At 35.9% G+C, this 15,082-nt stretch carries 18 protein-coding genes; 10 read left to right on the top strand and 8 right to left on the bottom strand.

The features are described from left to right. Positions 1 to 29: 29 nt before the first annotated feature. The 9 genes from N2Z58_03975 to N2Z58_04015 all read left to right on the top strand — a co-directional run bounded on the left by N2Z58_03975 (position 30) and on the right by N2Z58_04015 (position 8,483). Positions 30 to 257 (top strand): hypothetical protein, encoded by a 228-nt coding sequence (locus N2Z58_03975; GenBank protein MCX7653817.1) that lies wholly within the window; start codon positions 30 to 32, stop codon positions 255 to 257. Continuing rightward, on the top strand, positions 239 to 1,636 hold the full coding sequence (locus N2Z58_03980) for a hypothetical protein (GenBank protein MCX7653818.1): 1,398 nt from the start codon (positions 239 to 241) through the stop codon (positions 1,634 to 1,636). Before N2Z58_03975 ends, N2Z58_03980 begins: the two co-directional genes overlap by 19 nt. Before the next feature lie 12 nt (positions 1,637 to 1,648). Next, complete coding sequence (locus N2Z58_03985) at positions 1,649 to 2,536, top strand: AEC family transporter (protein ID MCX7653819.1); 888 nt, start codon at positions 1,649 to 1,651, stop codon at positions 2,534 to 2,536. 29 nt (positions 2,537 to 2,565) lie between these two features. Beyond that, positions 2,566 to 3,429, top strand: a complete 864-nt coding sequence (locus N2Z58_03990) for a glycine--tRNA ligase subunit alpha (protein MCX7653820.1) — start codon at positions 2,566 to 2,568, stop codon at positions 3,427 to 3,429. After that, positions 3,422 to 5,425: a glycine--tRNA ligase subunit beta gene (gene glyS, locus N2Z58_03995; protein MCX7653821.1), complete on the top strand. Its 2,004-nt coding sequence runs from the start codon at positions 3,422 to 3,424 to the stop codon at positions 5,423 to 5,425. Before N2Z58_03990 ends, glyS begins: the two co-directional genes overlap by 8 nt. 17 nt (positions 5,426 to 5,442) lie before the next feature. Next, positions 5,443 to 6,219 carry a hypothetical protein gene (locus N2Z58_04000; GenBank protein ID MCX7653822.1) on the top strand — a complete coding sequence of 259 codons (777 nt, stop codon included), beginning with the start codon at positions 5,443 to 5,445 and terminating at the stop codon, positions 6,217 to 6,219. Positions 6,220 to 6,249: 30 nt separating this feature from the next. Beyond that, the gene (locus tag N2Z58_04005) at positions 6,250 to 7,008 is read left to right on the top strand and encodes a basic amino acid ABC transporter substrate-binding protein (protein MCX7653823.1); all 759 of its coding nucleotides are present in this window, start codon (positions 6,250 to 6,252) and stop codon (positions 7,006 to 7,008) included. A gap of 84 nt (positions 7,009 to 7,092) precedes the next feature. Continuing rightward, complete coding sequence (locus N2Z58_04010; protein ID MCX7653824.1) at positions 7,093 to 7,743, top strand: amino acid ABC transporter permease; 651 nt, start codon at positions 7,093 to 7,095, stop codon at positions 7,741 to 7,743. Positions 7,744 to 7,766: 23 nt separating this feature from the next. Then, entirely contained in the window at positions 7,767 to 8,483 is a 717-nt protein-coding gene (locus tag N2Z58_04015) for an amino acid ABC transporter ATP-binding protein (GenBank protein ID MCX7653825.1), read from the top strand. Between the two features lie 43 nt (positions 8,484 to 8,526). Here the strand turns inward: N2Z58_04015 and nagA are convergent, their stop codons facing one another. The 8 genes from nagA to N2Z58_04055 all read right to left on the bottom strand — a co-directional run bounded on the left by nagA (position 8,527) and on the right by N2Z58_04055 (position 14,478). Further along, on the bottom strand, positions 8,527 to 9,582 hold the full coding sequence (gene nagA, locus N2Z58_04020; GenBank protein ID MCX7653826.1) for an N-acetylglucosamine-6-phosphate deacetylase: 1,056 nt from the start codon (positions 9,580 to 9,582) through the stop codon (positions 8,527 to 8,529). Between the two features lie 17 nt (positions 9,583 to 9,599). Continuing rightward, positions 9,600 to 10,535: an SIS domain-containing protein gene (locus tag N2Z58_04025; protein MCX7653827.1), complete on the bottom strand. Its 936-nt coding sequence runs from the start codon at positions 10,533 to 10,535 to the stop codon at positions 9,600 to 9,602. A 31-nt stretch (positions 10,536 to 10,566) separates the two neighbouring features. After that, positions 10,567 to 11,694 (bottom strand): anhydro-N-acetylmuramic acid kinase, encoded by a 1,128-nt coding sequence (locus tag N2Z58_04030; protein MCX7653828.1) that lies wholly within the window; start codon positions 11,692 to 11,694, stop codon positions 10,567 to 10,569. 12 nt (positions 11,695 to 11,706) lie between these two features. Then, positions 11,707 to 12,729 carry a beta-lactamase family protein gene (locus N2Z58_04035; protein ID MCX7653829.1) on the bottom strand — a complete coding sequence of 341 codons (1,023 nt, stop codon included), beginning with the start codon at positions 12,727 to 12,729 and terminating at the stop codon, positions 11,707 to 11,709. 30 nt (positions 12,730 to 12,759) lie between these two features. Further along, entirely contained in the window at positions 12,760 to 13,650 is an 891-nt protein-coding gene (locus tag N2Z58_04040; protein ID MCX7653830.1) for an ATP-binding cassette domain-containing protein, read from the bottom strand. Then, positions 13,647 to 13,949 carry a hypothetical protein gene (locus N2Z58_04045; protein ID MCX7653831.1) on the bottom strand — a complete coding sequence of 101 codons (303 nt, stop codon included), beginning with the start codon at positions 13,947 to 13,949 and terminating at the stop codon, positions 13,647 to 13,649. The genes N2Z58_04040 and N2Z58_04045 overlap by 4 nt, the downstream gene beginning before the upstream one ends. Before the next feature lie 125 nt (positions 13,950 to 14,074). Beyond that, entirely contained in the window at positions 14,075 to 14,227 is a 153-nt protein-coding gene (locus tag N2Z58_04050) for a hypothetical protein (protein ID MCX7653832.1), read from the bottom strand. 50 nt (positions 14,228 to 14,277) lie between these two features. Continuing rightward, complete coding sequence (locus tag N2Z58_04055; GenBank protein MCX7653833.1) at positions 14,278 to 14,478, bottom strand: hypothetical protein; 201 nt, start codon at positions 14,476 to 14,478, stop codon at positions 14,278 to 14,280. Between the two features lie 43 nt (positions 14,479 to 14,521). Between N2Z58_04055 and N2Z58_04060 the strand changes: the two genes are divergently transcribed. After that, positions 14,522 to 15,082 (top strand): ECF-type riboflavin transporter substrate-binding protein, encoded by a 561-nt coding sequence (locus tag N2Z58_04060; protein ID MCX7653834.1) that lies wholly within the window; start codon positions 14,522 to 14,524, stop codon positions 15,080 to 15,082.

Consider the following 15,082-nt stretch of genomic DNA (forward strand, 5'->3'; position numbering starts at 1 on the left):
ATAAAGAACGAAAGCAGGAGGTGTTAGCTGTGGGAAAGTATGATCTTGATATTGAAAAATACAGAAAGACTTTGGAAAAAATTATTCAAAGATTTTCAGATAGAGGTTGGGAAGAAATAAAACTTGAAGAGATTTGGTTCGAGACTTCAATACCTATAGATATATTACTTGAAGCTTTTAATGCAGGAGTGAATATACCTGCTGAAGTAAAGCTTATTACACACAAGGGGAACATAATATGGAAAAGCGAAGAATAAGTACAATTATTATAGCTACCGCTTTTTTTACTATATTCTTTTCCATTGACTTCAATGCAACTGTAGGTTTCAACTACGGAGATACACTCTTCAGTTTGTACAATAAGACAGAGCACAACGCATTTTTCAAAATTGATGCAGCCCTTCGGTATGTTTCAAACAATTTCACTTTTCTTTTTGATATTGCCATTTTAAACAACAAAATTTACAATGATCCTTTTTCCGAAAACTATTATGGTGGTTTTTACTTTGCTATGAATGATGCAAAGTTAAAGTTTAAAATGGAAAATTTTCAAATATCCTTTGGTAAAACAAATATGAAAGATGTAGTTTACACTCCATACTCTTTGTTTGTTTCATCCGTTGATTATCCAAGAAATACTATCGAATACAAATATGAAGATGGAAGCTTCACATACATAACAAAATGGTTGCAACTTAATAATTTGCAACACGTAGCAGATCCTAATGAAAAATATCGAAGTGCAAATTTTAAAGTTTATGCTGCCAAATTTGACAAAATTAGATTTGGTTACGAAGAAATTAATGTCTACGTTGGAAAGGAATTTGATTTTGAATATTTCTTTAATCCCATTCCTGGGTTTTTTATCCAATACGTTAACGACGCGGGCAGACCTTTTTCAGAAGGTATTGGTGAAGCGAATTATATTATGGGATTCTTTTTGGATTATTTGGATGATAGTAATTATTTTTATGCTCAAATTTTGATAGATGACATAAACATGAACAGGTTCTTTTATCCCACATCTTACCAAAATCCAGATAAAATTGCTTGGTCCATCGGCGGGATTTTTAGCTTAAACAAAGGGAAGATTGGCTTGTATCATGCTGGAGCTACTAAATACACTTTCCAGCCTTCGGCAGAGTTTGGGAAGCAAAGATATTATGGTTACACATACTTTCCATATATAACCTACCAAGTCAGCAATGAAACTACGATTTTTCCCCTTGAGTTTCTATACGCTGGATACAAATACGGTGAGAACAACGTTGCTTTCTTAGTTGAATATGAACCAAAAGATATAAAAAACCTCAAATTAAGCTTAGAATACGTTGTTTTAGGGGAACGCTCGCCAGTAAATCCATGGGGAGATAGAGTCACATATATAGAAGGCACTCACTTACTTGATGATCCAGTCTTGGAGTACAGACTTTTCTTGGGAACTGACTTTAAATATAATTTATTAGATACACTAAGTCTTTGTTTAAACTCTACAGTTGGATACATATGGAACAGATCAGAGCTTGTTGATGTTGACAGTGACAATGTGAGAAAACCATTAATGAGACCAAAAAGTGGAAACAATCAACTCTATTTCTCAACCTCATTTAGTTTGATTTTAAAGTTTTCTTTTTGAGGTAGAGCAAATATGTTAAAAGATGGGTTCAATGCTGTTTTACCATCTTTTCTTATGATGTTCATTGGATTTTTGTACGGTAAGATATTTAACAAAAGCGATGCTGATATAGTCAACAAAATTGCCACATGGCTCATGGCACCTGTTATAACCTTCACATTCATTAATGATTATACACCCAATGCTAACATACTTTTAAAATTCACCGGAGGTTTTGCTTTAATGTTTGCTGTTTCTTATTTTGTTTCTGGTTTTCATAAGTCACACAGAGAAATCTTTTTTACAGGGAACGTGTACGTAAATTCTGGTTATCTCGGTTATCCTGTTTTAATGGCATTGTGGGGAGAAAAAGCCTTGGCTCTTGGAGTAGTTTACTCTTTTGTGAACGTACTTTTTGGAAGTACGTTTTTACCAAGTATGATACGAGGAAGTTTGGAGTTAAAAAATGCTCTAAAACTGCCATTTTTATACGCAATTTTAATTGGTTGGGTATTGGGAGTTCTCGGAATATCTTATAAGCAAATGCCATACGGTGTACTAGCTGGGTTTAATTGGATTAGAGACATGGCTATACCATTTTTGCTTTTACAGGTGGGAATTTCAATTTCAAGGATCAAATTTGACTGGTCTGATATAAAAGATTATTTGTTACTTAGCTTTGAGAGGCTCGTACTCGTACCGGCTGTAATGTTGATCTTCACATTTTTCTTGAACCCATTTGAAGCAAAGGTCTTTATACTTGAGTGTGCCATGCCAATTGGTGTAAACAGCGTGGTAGTGATAAACACATTTAAAAAAGAAGACACTTCCAAAGCGGGAGTAACAGTCGCTATAACAACTTTATTTTCGTTAATTACACTTCCATTGTGGGCAGTGATACTTGAAAAGATCTTCAAATGAAAGTTTAATTTCCGAAAGGAGGAAGAAAAGTGTACTTACAAGATGTTATAAAAGTTCTTGATGAATTCTGGGCAAATCATGGATGTTTTATTGAACAACCATACGATATGGAAATGGGTGCCGGCACATTTCATACCTCAACCTTTTTTGGTGTACTTAGAAACAGACCTTGGAACGTTGCTTTTGTTCAACCAAGCAGAAGACCTACTGATGGAAGATACGCTGAAAATCCTAACAGAATGCAAAGATTTTATCAGTACCAAGTAATATTGAAACCGCATCCGGAAAATTCTCAGCAAGTTTATCTTGATTCGCTTCGAGCACTTGGCATAGAACCCAAGGAACATGATATAAGATTTGTTGAGGATAATTGGGAGTCACCAACGCTTGGTGCCTGGGGAATAGGCTGGGAAGTGTGGCTTGATGGAATGGAGATAACACAGTTTACTTATTTTCAGCAAGTTGGTGGTTTATCTTTGAAGGAGATACCTCTCGAGATAACTTACGGCATAGAGAGAATAGCGATGTATCTCCAAGGTGTAGACAATGTTTACGATGTCATGTGGAATAAAGATGTGAAGTACGGAGAATTGTTTAAAGAAAACGAACGACAATTCTCAATATACAACTTCGAACAAGCCAACGTGGAGATGTTATTCAAATTGTACGAAATACACAAAAGTGAATTTGAAAGACTTATTCAAAAAGAATTGATATTCCCTGCTTATGAACAATTACTCAAATGTTCTCACACATTTAATTTACTCGATGCAAGAAACGCAATTAGTGTGGCACAAAGAAATACATACATACGTGATATCCGTGGTATGGCTAACAAATGTGCAAAGATGTTCGTTGAAACACAAGAAACGGGGGTTGAAAGTAATGAATGAATTTCTTTTTGAAATTGGTGTGGAAGAACTTCCAACAACAGAAATAGATGGATTATTGAACCAACTAAAAGAAAAGTTAGAAGAGCTACTAAATAGCGAAGGCTTAGGTTACGAAAAAATAGACATTTTCGTCGCACCAAGGAGATTTGGTTTTGGCTTAAAAGGTCTGCCCGATTCAACACCTGATAAAATTGTTGAAAAAAAAGGTCCAGCAGTAAGTGTGGCGTTTGACGAAAATAATCAACCAACAAAGGCATTACTTGGTTTTCTAAAGTCGAACAATTCAACACTTGAGGAAGTCAAAATAATAGATAATTACGTATACATAAATAAGACCCAGAAAGGTTTGAGTATTGAAGAATTCCTTAAAATTAGAGTTCCGCAAGTAATCTATTCTCTGAGGTTTAAAAAACCAATGAGGTGGGGTAATGGTCGGTATGAATTTGTCAGAATTCCACATCATGTTTTGGCGATATTGAACGACAAAATTGTAGACATGGAGATATTCGGTATTAAAGCGTCTAACAAAACACTAGGACACAGATTTATAATGGATGAATATTTCGAAGTTTGCTCGTTTCAAGATTATCTTGAAAAACTATGGAGATACTACGTTATACCAAAGTTAGAAGATAGAATAAGCCATATAAAAAATCAGTTAATAGAGTTTGAAAAGAATGGGTACACTATCGATAAAGATGAAGATTTGATAAGAGAAGTTGCCATTTTGACGGAGTATCCTAAGTTGATATCCGGAACTTTCAGTGAAAAATTTTTAAATCTTCCGAATGAGCTTATAAAAACCACAATTAAGCATCATCAAAGATCGTTCACTGTACAAAAAAATGGGAAAATAACAAATCTATTTGTTGCGTTCATAGATATGCCAAATGACGAATTCGGAAATGCTAAGAAGGGATACGAAAGAGTAATAAATGCAAGACTTGAAGATGCAAGATATTATTTTGAAAAAGACACACACATTAAGCTTGAACAGTTTAATGAAAAACTTAAAGAGATTGTTTTTCAGAAAGAACTCGGAACATTATACGACAAGGTCTTGCGCATTGAGCAGCTTTCGGACAAAATAGTTCAGGTTTTGGAATTGAGTAAAATCCGTTATAAAATATTACGTACAGCAAGATTATGTAAAGCAGATATAGGTTCATATGTTGTATACGAGTTTCCAGAATTGCAAGGTGTAATGGGAAGAATATATGCATTAAAAGATGGAGAAGACCAAGACGTTGCATATGGTATACAAGAACATTACTTGTCTGAGCCAAATACGATAGAGGGTGCAGTCGTAGGTATAGCAGATAGAATAGATACAATAGTTGGAAATTTCATTGTAGGTAACATCCCAAGCGGTTCTAAGGACCCGTACGGTCTACGAGGAAAGGTGGACGATATATTTACGATAATACAAAAGTTTGATTGGAATTTAGAATTAAAAGTTTTAATTGAAGAAGCTTGTAGATTACTGGGAAAATCAGTTAATGAAAACATCGTAGAATTCTTTGAGACCAGATTTGAGTTATATAACTCGCAAGTCAGATATGATATAGCGCGTGCAACAAAGCACCTGTGGATCACACCACTCAAAGGTATTTTGTCAGCTAAAGCGATTTCGAAAATTGTTGGAAAGAGTGAATTTTCAAGCTTGCTTATAGGATTTGAAAGGGTTCACAACATCTCAAAAAAACATCCATCAGACTATTTTGATCCAGCAAAATTCATAGAAAACGCAGAGAAGAGGTTATTTGAAAAATACATAGAAGTGAAACCAGTTGTTATGGATGCCTTGTCCCATTTGAATTACGAAATGGCCCTTGAGAAATTAATAGAACTTCGCCCCTACATAGATAATTACTTTGATGAGGTATTTGTTATGTGCGAAGATGAAGATTTAAGAATGAACAGATTAGGATTTTTGAAGACACTCGACAATCTTTTCATGCAGATAGGAGATCTCAGCCAGGTTGAAAAAATTTGAGGAGAGAGGTGCGAGTTATGGTCAAAAGGATGGTATTAGTGATTTTCTTGATTTTCTCAGTAAACTTGTTTTCATTCAGTCTTGGTAATTTAAAGGTATCATCCCCAGCGGGTGTTGTCAAACAACCTTTTGTTGTCAGAACAATTGTAATGCCGGGACTCTCGAATAGTACCTACACAGTTGGCTTGGAAGGTCATCTCGAACTTTTTGCCCTGAATATTTCAGTAGGTACTTTTACAAGTTATCCAGGTCTCTCTTTCGATGGTGAGGTATACGTTGGATTTGGTTTCAACCTTGGCGGTTTATATGCCGCTGTAAACGCTACAGTAGATAATTACATAAAAATATTTGACTTATCTTCTTTCAAAGATCCTAAGGTAGCGTTGGGATTAGCTGCTTCAAGAAAAACAAGCATATTGTTTGCTTCCTGGTCAAGATTTGAGCTTTCTTATCTTCCTGAATCTCTGATACTAAAAGACACAAATGGCAATTTCAAATTGAACGAAAATTTTGATTGGACTAATGCAAGTTTGAGATTAATTATCGAGTCACAAGACGTTGGCTATTTCTTGTTTGCTTTTTATACAAATAAGATTTCAGAATTCATGGATGGAAACTACAAGTATGCCTTTGAGTTGGCACTACCTTCTGATCCTGCTTACATATACATCTCTCAGAATTTTGACAGCTCATGGAAAGTTGGACTTGGACTGGCAATATCTTTCTTGAATGCGATTGGTACTTATGAATTTTCAACTGGAAAGTTTAATTGGGTAGTAAGTGCGCAATTTTAAATTTCATTCTTACAAAGGGGGTAGGGACATATGAATAAGAAAAAACTTCTATGGATAGTTGCTTTAATTTTAACAACCGGGCTGGTAAGTACGGTTTTTTGTCAAACTTTAACACAGATCAAACAGCGAGGTAAACTTCTTGTCGGAACGGAACCGACATTTCCACCATTTGAATTTGTTGATGAGAAAAACCAGGTTGTTGGCTTTGATATTGATATTGCAAACGAACTTGCGAAAAGACTTGGCGTTAAGCTTGAAATAGTGAGTTTACCGTTTGATAGTCTTATTCCAGCGCTTTTACAAGGTAAAATTGATTTAATAATAGCAGGAATGACTATCACGGAGGAAAGGGCAAAAGTTGTAGATTTTTCTAAACCTTATTTCGAAGCCAACCAAGCAATTGTTGTAAGGAAAGATGGGAAATTCGAACCGAAAAAGTTTGAAGAACTTGTTGGTAAAAAGGTTGCTGTTCAGCTTGGTACAACAGGTGATTTAGTTGTAAGTGATATAAACGGTATAAATGTGGTGAGATTCCAAAAGTTTACAGACGCTTTCTTAGAACTTCAAAATGGTAGAGTTGACGCAGTTGTGCTTGATGAAGCGCCAGCAAAAGCATACGTAAAGAAATTCCCAAAGTTTGTAATAAGTGCTGTTGTTGATACAGGTGAAACCTATGGAATAGCAGTAAAGAAAGGAAATAAGGAATTGCTAAATTTTGTAAATCAAACACTTGATATAATAAAGTCTGCAGGAATTTACAATAAATTGTTGCAAAAGTGGTTTGAGTAAAACCTTTTGCGCCCCTTTTTGAAAAGGGGCGTTAATTTTCTATTGGTTTATGGTCTGTTAGAGTTTGAAATTGGAGGGAAGGTTGTGGAAGCAGTATTTGAATTACTCAAAAATTTTCAATTTCTCCTAATTGGTGCGTGGGAAACATTGAAATTAACAGCGTTTTCTGTAGGTATTGGTCTTATTCTCGGTACGTTTATAGGTATGGGAAGACTTTCAAAAATAAAGCTTATAAACTACCCTTGCACCGCTTACGTAGAGTTTCTAAGAGGTACTCCTTTACTTGTTCAGATATCTATAATATATTTTGGGTTACCACAGCTCGGTATCCAACTTGCACCATACCCAGCTGCGATTACAGCGCTTGGTTTGAACAGCGGTGCTTACATAGCTGAAATAGTGAGAGCTGGTATACAATCCATACCTAAGGGACAGTATGAAGCTGCGAGATCCCTGGGATTAACGCACTGGCAGTCAATGAGGTATATTATATTGCCCCAAGCGTTTAGGAATATATTACCTGCACTTGGTAACGAATTTATAACTCTAACAAAAGATAGTTCACTTGCCTCTGTTATAGGCGTCTCAGAACTTATGAGAGCCGGACAGTTTGTGATCTCACGAACTTTTCAAACATTCTCGATATATTTTGGCATAGCTTTCATATATTTTGTAATGACATTTGTTATCTCCAGACTCGTAAGATATGTTGAGAGGAGGATGGCAACAGCATGAACGATAAAGAGGGAAATGAAATAATTATTAAAATAGAAGACCTTGTTAAAAAATTTGGAAAGCTTGAGGTATTGAAAGGTGTCAACATGCAAGTGAAGCGTCAAGAAACTATAGTTATAATTGGTCCAAGCGGTGGTGGTAAGAGCACTTTACTAAGATGTATAAATAAGCTTGAACACTATCAAAGCGGGAAAATATACTTGGATGGTAAAGATATAGACGAATACGATATAAACCAATTAAGAACAAGGGTAGGTATGGTATTCCAACAATTTAACTTATTTCCTCACATGAATGTGTTACAAAATCTTATACTGGCACCAATGAAAGTGAAGAAAATCCAAGAAAAAGAGGCTGTCGAAAAGGCAAAATATCTTCTCAACAAAGTAGGGCTTATAGACAAAATAGATGCTTACCCTGAACAACTTTCAGGTGGTCAAAAACAACGTGTTGCAATCGCAAGGGCGTTAATGATGGATCCAGAGATAATGCTGTTTGACGAACCAACTTCCGCACTCGACCCAGAACTCGTAGGAGAAGTTCTTGATGTTATGAAAGATCTTGCAAATAGTGGTATGACAATGTTAGTTGTAACCCATGAAATGGGTTTTGCAAAAGAAGTTGCAGACAGAATCGTTTTCATAAGCAATGGCGTAATTGAAGAAGAAGGAAAACCAGAAGAAATACTAAAGAATCCTCAAAAACCAAGAACAAGAGAATTCTTAAGGAGAATACTTTGAGTTTAAAGTTCGAAAGAGTGCCAAAAAGGCACTCTTTTCTTTTTTAAAAGTTCCACGTTTTGACTATATTCAAATCGCCATCTAATTCAACAAGTTTAGCCGGATAGCCTTCTTTTATTCTTCCACCTTCTATTCCCAAATCAAGGGCTGAGTTGTAAGAAGATACTATAGCAAGTTCTCTAAGCCGACAACCAGTGAATTTTTGAAAATTCTTAACAGCTTCGGAAAAACGAAGTGTACTACCGGCTATAGTGCCATCCTCCAGTTGCGCTTTGCCGTCAACAACTTTTACAGGTAGTTCACCAAGTATATAGTATCCATCTTTCATGCCAGTTGCACTTATACTGTCAGTAATCAGTATTATTCTTTGAGCTCTTTTGATTCTGTATACAAAATCAACAAATTCTGGGCAAGTATGAATCCCATCTGCTATCAATTCCACAGTAAAGTCCAAATACAATCCTGCACCAACCATGCCGAGGTCTCTGTGATGAATTTGGCTCAATGCGTTTGGAAAATGAGTTATCCTTCGATAACCATAATCAAAAGATTTCTTAGCTGTTTCGAAATTTGCATTGGAATGTCCAAGGGAAACTCTAATTCCCTGGTGTGAGCAGCTTTTGGCAAACTCGGAAAATGTCTCAGTTTCAGGTGCCACAGTTATTATCTTTATCTTATCTAAAGATACATACCTTTCCATTTCAATTACATCCGCAGGAGGTGACACTATGTAACTTTCATCATGCGCGCCTTTTCTTTTTTTGGAAATGAAAGGACCTTCTATATGAAATTTTAAATCTTCTGGAATTTCGATCTTTGAAAGTTTTTCAAGCTGGCAAGTAACGGTAGTTGGAAGGAAATACCATACACCTTCAAGTGCTTCGTATTCTTTGAATTTCTCAAATTCCAATTTGCTTGCATGCATCGTATCGATGCCCATTACGCCATGAATGTGTGGGTCTATAAAGCCAGGCATAAGTATACTTTTATAAGTACTTCTCTCTGTTCTTAACACTTTGTATATTCTTTCCTCAAACTCCACTGTACCAACGTATTCACCATCTATTGGGTCAACAATTAACACATTTTCAAGAACCATTTCGCACCACCCTTTTGTTATAAAATTACAGACTTTACCAAGCCTTTTGGCTTATCTGGATTCAATCCCTTACTTACGGCCTTCATAAAACCAAGTAGCTGACTGTACAAAACAAGAAATTGGACTTCAAACTCAGGAACGTCTGAAACCGGTTCTAATAGATCAACTGACGCACCTTTTCTAATCAGTTCTTCGGCAAGCATTCTCTCAATTTCGCTTCCAGTTGAAAATATTGTAACATGTGTTTTTTCACCCAGTAAGGCTATAGGTCCGTGTCTGTACTCAAGAGGTTCGTAAAATTCTGTGTGAGATAAAGCCATCTCCTCAACTTTCAACGCGCTCTCTTTAGATACAAAGTACCGTTCTGAATAACCCAAAAAAACAAAATGATCTTTAATGCTTAACTTTTCGTAATTTAAAATACCCATGTACTTCTCCAAGAAGTCATTAGCTCTAAGTTCTTGTTTTTCAATCCCATTTAACAATAATCGTACTATTGCTGAAAAACTACTTGTCATTACAATAGATTCTTCATGAGCAAAATCAAGATTGAATTTTACATCACACATATCTGTTAAAGGGCTTTGAGTTTCGCATGTAATGCCTACAGTTTTCATTCTTCCGGACAGTAATTTTGCTACTTCAACAGTTTCTGTTGTTGTACCAGTTCTTGATATAAGAATAGCCGTATTGTATTTATTATTAACAATTTCTGCTAACGAACTTTTTGCAAGAAATTCTCCGGATGTGATAGCTTTTGAACATATTCCCCTTTTCCGTAGAACTTCAGAGACTATTTGCCCAATATTAAAAGAACTGCCGCATCCAATAAACACATAAGTTTCATCTTTTTCGAAAATGAAAGGTTCAATATTATCTACGTAGTCTAAAAGTTTATCTACTCTGAGAATTTCTCTGTAAGTGTAGAAACTATCGAAATTACCTTTAACCACGTTTTCTACCTCCAAAACTGGTGTGATTATTTTACGACGGTAACGACAATTTACCGAGTAAAGAAGGCCTTCTCGAACCTGTAACTACTTTGCTGTATGCCTCACCTCTTAAGAACAACTCGCCAAGAAAAGCCATTGCTATAGCTTCTCTGAAATCTATCATTAAACTGGATGGTACGTCTACAGCGTATCCAAATTCGACTAAATCACTTAGTAATGTTTTGTTATAAGCACCACCACCAACTACTATGATTTTTTTCACATTTGGCAAATAGTAACTAATGTTAATGTGTATCAACAAAGCAGTATACTTAACAACAGTTCTTAACAAATTCTCTCTTGAAGTGCAGTTTAAAAGTTCTTGAATGAAATATAAATTAAAAAACTCTCTGCCTGTTGTCTTGGGAGGTTTTTTCTTAATGTATTCTTTACTTTTATCAAAAAGTATTTTCAATACTTCATTTTCAATTACTCCCTTCGACGACAAACCACCGTCTTTATCGTATCGTTCACCGAAATAAATTTGACATATTTCATCAATAAGGCAGTTCCCAGGTCCAGTATCGAAAGCTATTAATTCTCCATCTGGATCAATAGCCGTAATGTTAGAGATCCCTCCTATATTTAGTACCGCAGTTTCTTTATTCTTCAAAAGAAAATATGCATCGAAATAAGCACTAATAGGTGCACCTTGACCGTTTAACGCCATGTCTTTCGTTCTGAATCCATATATTACTGGCTTTCCAAGTGCTACTGAAAGGATGTCAGGTTCTCCAATCTGGAACGTAGCTCCAAAGGTTGGTAAATGGTAAACAGTCTGACCATGGTAAGCAACAATGTCGTATTTCCAGTTGAGTTTACTTATCATTTGAGCATGATATTTGGCAAGTTCTACATTCAATCTTGTTAGGTATTCCACGTTCGATGTGCTGTTTGAATAGGCCTTGATAATATTTTGCTGAAAATCCCTGGTGTAATCTATACTCAGAGTATTTAAAACCTCATACTCAATTTCTCCGTTTATCATTTTGAATTTCACATTAGCAACATCAAGTCCATCAGCGGATGTACCAGACATCACACCAAGAACTGTATGCTCTTCTTGAACACAATATTTTGAAAAATCTACCCAATCCCAAATTTTTGTTAAAACTTTCATTTCTCTCACACCCTATTTTAGATCAAGCAATTGGGAAAAAATTACGTTGTGAATCAATCTTCTAATTCTTTGGATTTTATCTTCCCAACGTTGGTAAAAACCCTTATTTGTCAAAAATATTACATGCAATCCTTCTCTTGTACACCAGAGACTTGTACCAGTAAATCCTGTATGGCCAAACATGCTATCATTTCCAAAATCGCCACTGCTTCCACCTTTCACAGGCGCCATCCATCCAATATGCCTTTTGTTGGACGGATCGGATGGATCGCAAACTATTGTTTGAGTAAACAAATTCATTACATTCTTTGAAACATAATACTCATTGTACAATCGAGCTACAAATTTATGAATCGCCCGAGCTGTTCCAAACAATCCTGCGTTACCACTAACACCTCTAAGGTAATAAGCAAGCTCGTCGTCCGGTAAACCTTTCAAACGTTTTCCGTCTCTCTCACTCGTTGGAGCACATCTTTCAACTTGAGGGTTAAAGCGTAAATCATCAATACCTATCAATTGGTGTATATATTCATCGAAAGATTTTCCTGTTATTTTTTCAACAATAGCCATGAGGGTGATAAAATTAAGGCAAGAGTATTGCATTTTACCCCTGCAAGTTGGCTGAATATTTAGAAGTTCCTTTTTTAATTCATCACCTCTAAAGATACGCCAAAGATTGCTGTATGGTTGAAGACCTGATGTATGTGTTAAGAGTTCGAAAATTGTTATCTGACCTTTTTCTTGGGTAACTTCCAAAAAGTCACCAACCATGTCGTTCAAAGAAATATTGCCTTCCTCGAAAAGTTTCATAATTGCTGTGGTTGTTGCTATGACTTTTGTTAAGCTCGCTAAATCGTAAAGTGTGTCTTGTTTTACTGGTTCCACCTCATCCAAAGTCCCATAATTCTTTTCATATAGAATATCTTCATTGAAACCAACCAGTAACACAGCTCCAGGATAAATCTTCTGGCAAATTCCGCTTTCGATAATTCTGCTCACATTGCTTATTGAAGTTTCGCTCAATAGCCCCGGCATTCTCTCACCTTCAAATTTCTGTCTTATAAACTACATCCTACCCTGAGGAAAGTGACATGCCACCTTGTGTTCTCCGTCTGATAGTACTGGCTTTTCAACCCTACATATATCTTGAGCAAAACGACATCTCGGATGAAAAGGACAACCTGGAGGTGGATTTATAGGACTTGGAGGTTCACCTTCAAGCCTTACGTGCTTAAGTTTTCTATTTTCGGGGTTCCAAGATGGAATAGAATCAATAAGTGATATTGTATAAGGATGCATTGGATTAGAAAAAAGTTCTTCAGATTGTGACTCTTCAACAACATTTCCAAGGTACATTACATATATTTTATCGCTTACATACTTTACAACATCTAAATTATGTGATATAAAGAGGTAACTCATTTTATACTCTTCTCTCAATTTCGCAAGCAGATTTACAATTTGATTCTGTACGGAAACATCGAGAGCAGAAGTTGGTTCATCACATATTATCAACTTGGGTTTCAATGCAATAGCACGTGCAATTGCAATACGCTGGCGCTGACCACCACTGAATTCATGAGGATATCTTTCCATCATGCCTGGATTTAAGCCTACTTTCAAAAGTAAGTTTTTAATGTACTCTCGTTGTTCCTTCTTGTTGCTGAATACACTATGAGCCTCCAAAGGTTCCTCAATGATCTGTTCTATATTCATTCTTGGATCAAGTGAATCAAATGGATTCTGATAAATCATTTGCACTTCTTTTCTAAACTGCATTCTATTTTTTCCAAGTCTCTTCGTAATATCGTATTCGATGCCCTCCTTATAATAAAATATCTTACCCTGAGTAGGTTCGTGTATTTTTGCTATTATCTTAGCGAGCGTGGTCTTTCCGCTTCGATAACAAATAAATGTATGTTGGTTTTTAAGCCAAAGAAATTGCACTCTTCTCACTTAACAAACAGTTTAAGCTTGTAAATTTTTGATTTGTCCTCAACGCAGTTCAGCAGGAATGTTACAGGATGTCTTTCTTTTTTTAATCCATATACAAACGGACCTATAAATTTACCTTCGTGCATAAATCGTATTTTTGTCGGTGGAGCGTAAACAAACTTCGAGTGCGTTGATTTATAACTGTATGGTGCTATAAAATCACCAAAAATAGTTACTACGTAAAGTAAGATTATGAACCAAAAACCAAATATTCCCAATCTGTGCTTTTTGAATTGATTGATAATTCTCTTAGAAATCATTTGTAATTCACCACCTTTATCTTGTCTTTAACTTATTTTAATTCTTGGATCTAAGAACGTCAAGGCTATATCTGCAAGCAAATTACCAATTTGAGTTATTAAAGCTATGAGCATCAAAAAAGGCATTATAAGGTCTGATAATGGTTCAATAAAACATCGGAAAAGAAAGGACCTATTGTTGGTAAATTGAGAACTATGGATGCTATTATCATTCCACTAAAGACATTTGGTAGCTCCATCCCAGCAATACTCACCATCGGATTCATAACATTTTTCACAGCGTGCCTTCTGACAACATTCTCGTCAAGACCTCCTGCACGTAGAGCTGTTATAAAAGGAGCCCCCGCACGTCCAATAAATTTGCTCTCATGACTCTTAAAAGTTCACCTACCCCACTTAGACCTATAACTATCAATGGAATCCAGATGTGTTTGAGCAAGTCTATAAATCTATCCATAGACCATGGTGCTCCAATAAAATCTGGCGAAAATGATCCACCTATTGCTGTATAATCAGTGTTTAATGCCAAAAACATGAACAGCGGTGCAAGAAAAGAAAAGGGGGTATGTCGGATGAAAAAGTATTTCAGAGTAACTACTTCCACAGTTGTTGCTTCTGGACTTGGGGCAGCTATATTTACACTTTTGTTTATGTTTGTAAAAATTCCCTCGCCAGTTCCACAGACAAGTTTCCAAACCGCATATGGATTTGCGGGATTTATAGCAGCTTTGTATGGACCAATTGCTGGTGCGCTTTCTTCGTTTATTGGTCATGCTATCAGTGACGCACTTCAATATGGTTCCCCTTGGTGGAGTTGGGTCATCTCAAGTGGATTAGCAGGTTTTATTTTTGGCTTTTCTTACAAAAAAATCCGGATTGAAGAGGGAGAATTCAAAGGAAAGGATATATTTATATTCAATTTATTTCAAATAATTGGCAATGCAATAGCATGGTTAGTCATTGCTCCGGTACTTGACATTATAATTTACGCAGAACCTGCCGGTAAGGTCTTTGTTCAAGGTATTGCTGCGTCATTTATGAATATGATTAGTACGGGAGTTATAGGTACTGCACTGCTTATCGTGTATGCAGCAACAAAACCTAAGAAAGGTAGTTTAAAAAAACAAGAATAA

The sequence above is a fragment of the Fervidobacterium sp. genome (assembly GCA_026419195.1).
Classification (GTDB): Bacteria; Thermotogota; Thermotogae; order Thermotogales; family Fervidobacteriaceae; genus Fervidobacterium.

What these genes read in the sequence shown, in the direction of transcription:
- N2Z58_03980 (MCX7653818.1), top strand. Translation starts at nt 239, where the DNA reads ATGGAAAAGCGAAGAATAAGTACAATTATTATAGCTACCGCTTTTTTT.
- N2Z58_03985 (MCX7653819.1), top strand. Translation starts at nt 1,649, where the DNA reads ATGTTAAAAGATGGGTTCAATGCTGTTTTACCATCTTTTCTTATGATG.
- glyS (MCX7653821.1), top strand. Translation starts at nt 3,422, where the DNA reads ATGAATGAATTTCTTTTTGAAATTGGTGTGGAAGAACTTCCAACAACA.
- N2Z58_04000 (MCX7653822.1), top strand. Translation starts at nt 5,443, where the DNA reads ATGGTCAAAAGGATGGTATTAGTGATTTTCTTGATTTTCTCAGTAAAC.
- N2Z58_04005 (MCX7653823.1), top strand. Translation starts at nt 6,250, where the DNA reads ATGAATAAGAAAAAACTTCTATGGATAGTTGCTTTAATTTTAACAACC.
- nagA (MCX7653826.1), bottom strand. Translation starts at nt 9,582, where the DNA reads ATGGTTCTTGAAAATGTGTTAATTGTTGACCCAATAGATGGTGAATAC.
- N2Z58_04030 (MCX7653828.1), bottom strand. Translation starts at nt 11,694, where the DNA reads ATGAAAGTTTTAACAAAAATTTGGGATTGGGTAGATTTTTCAAAATAT.
- N2Z58_04035 (MCX7653829.1), bottom strand. Translation starts at nt 12,729, where the DNA reads ATGCCGGGGCTATTGAGCGAAACTTCAATAAGCAATGTGAGCAGAATT.
- N2Z58_04045 (MCX7653831.1), bottom strand. Translation starts at nt 13,949, where the DNA reads ATGATTTCTAAGAGAATTATCAATCAATTCAAAAAGCACAGATTGGGA.
- N2Z58_04060 (MCX7653834.1), top strand. Translation starts at nt 14,522, where the DNA reads ATGAAAAAGTATTTCAGAGTAACTACTTCCACAGTTGTTGCTTCTGGA.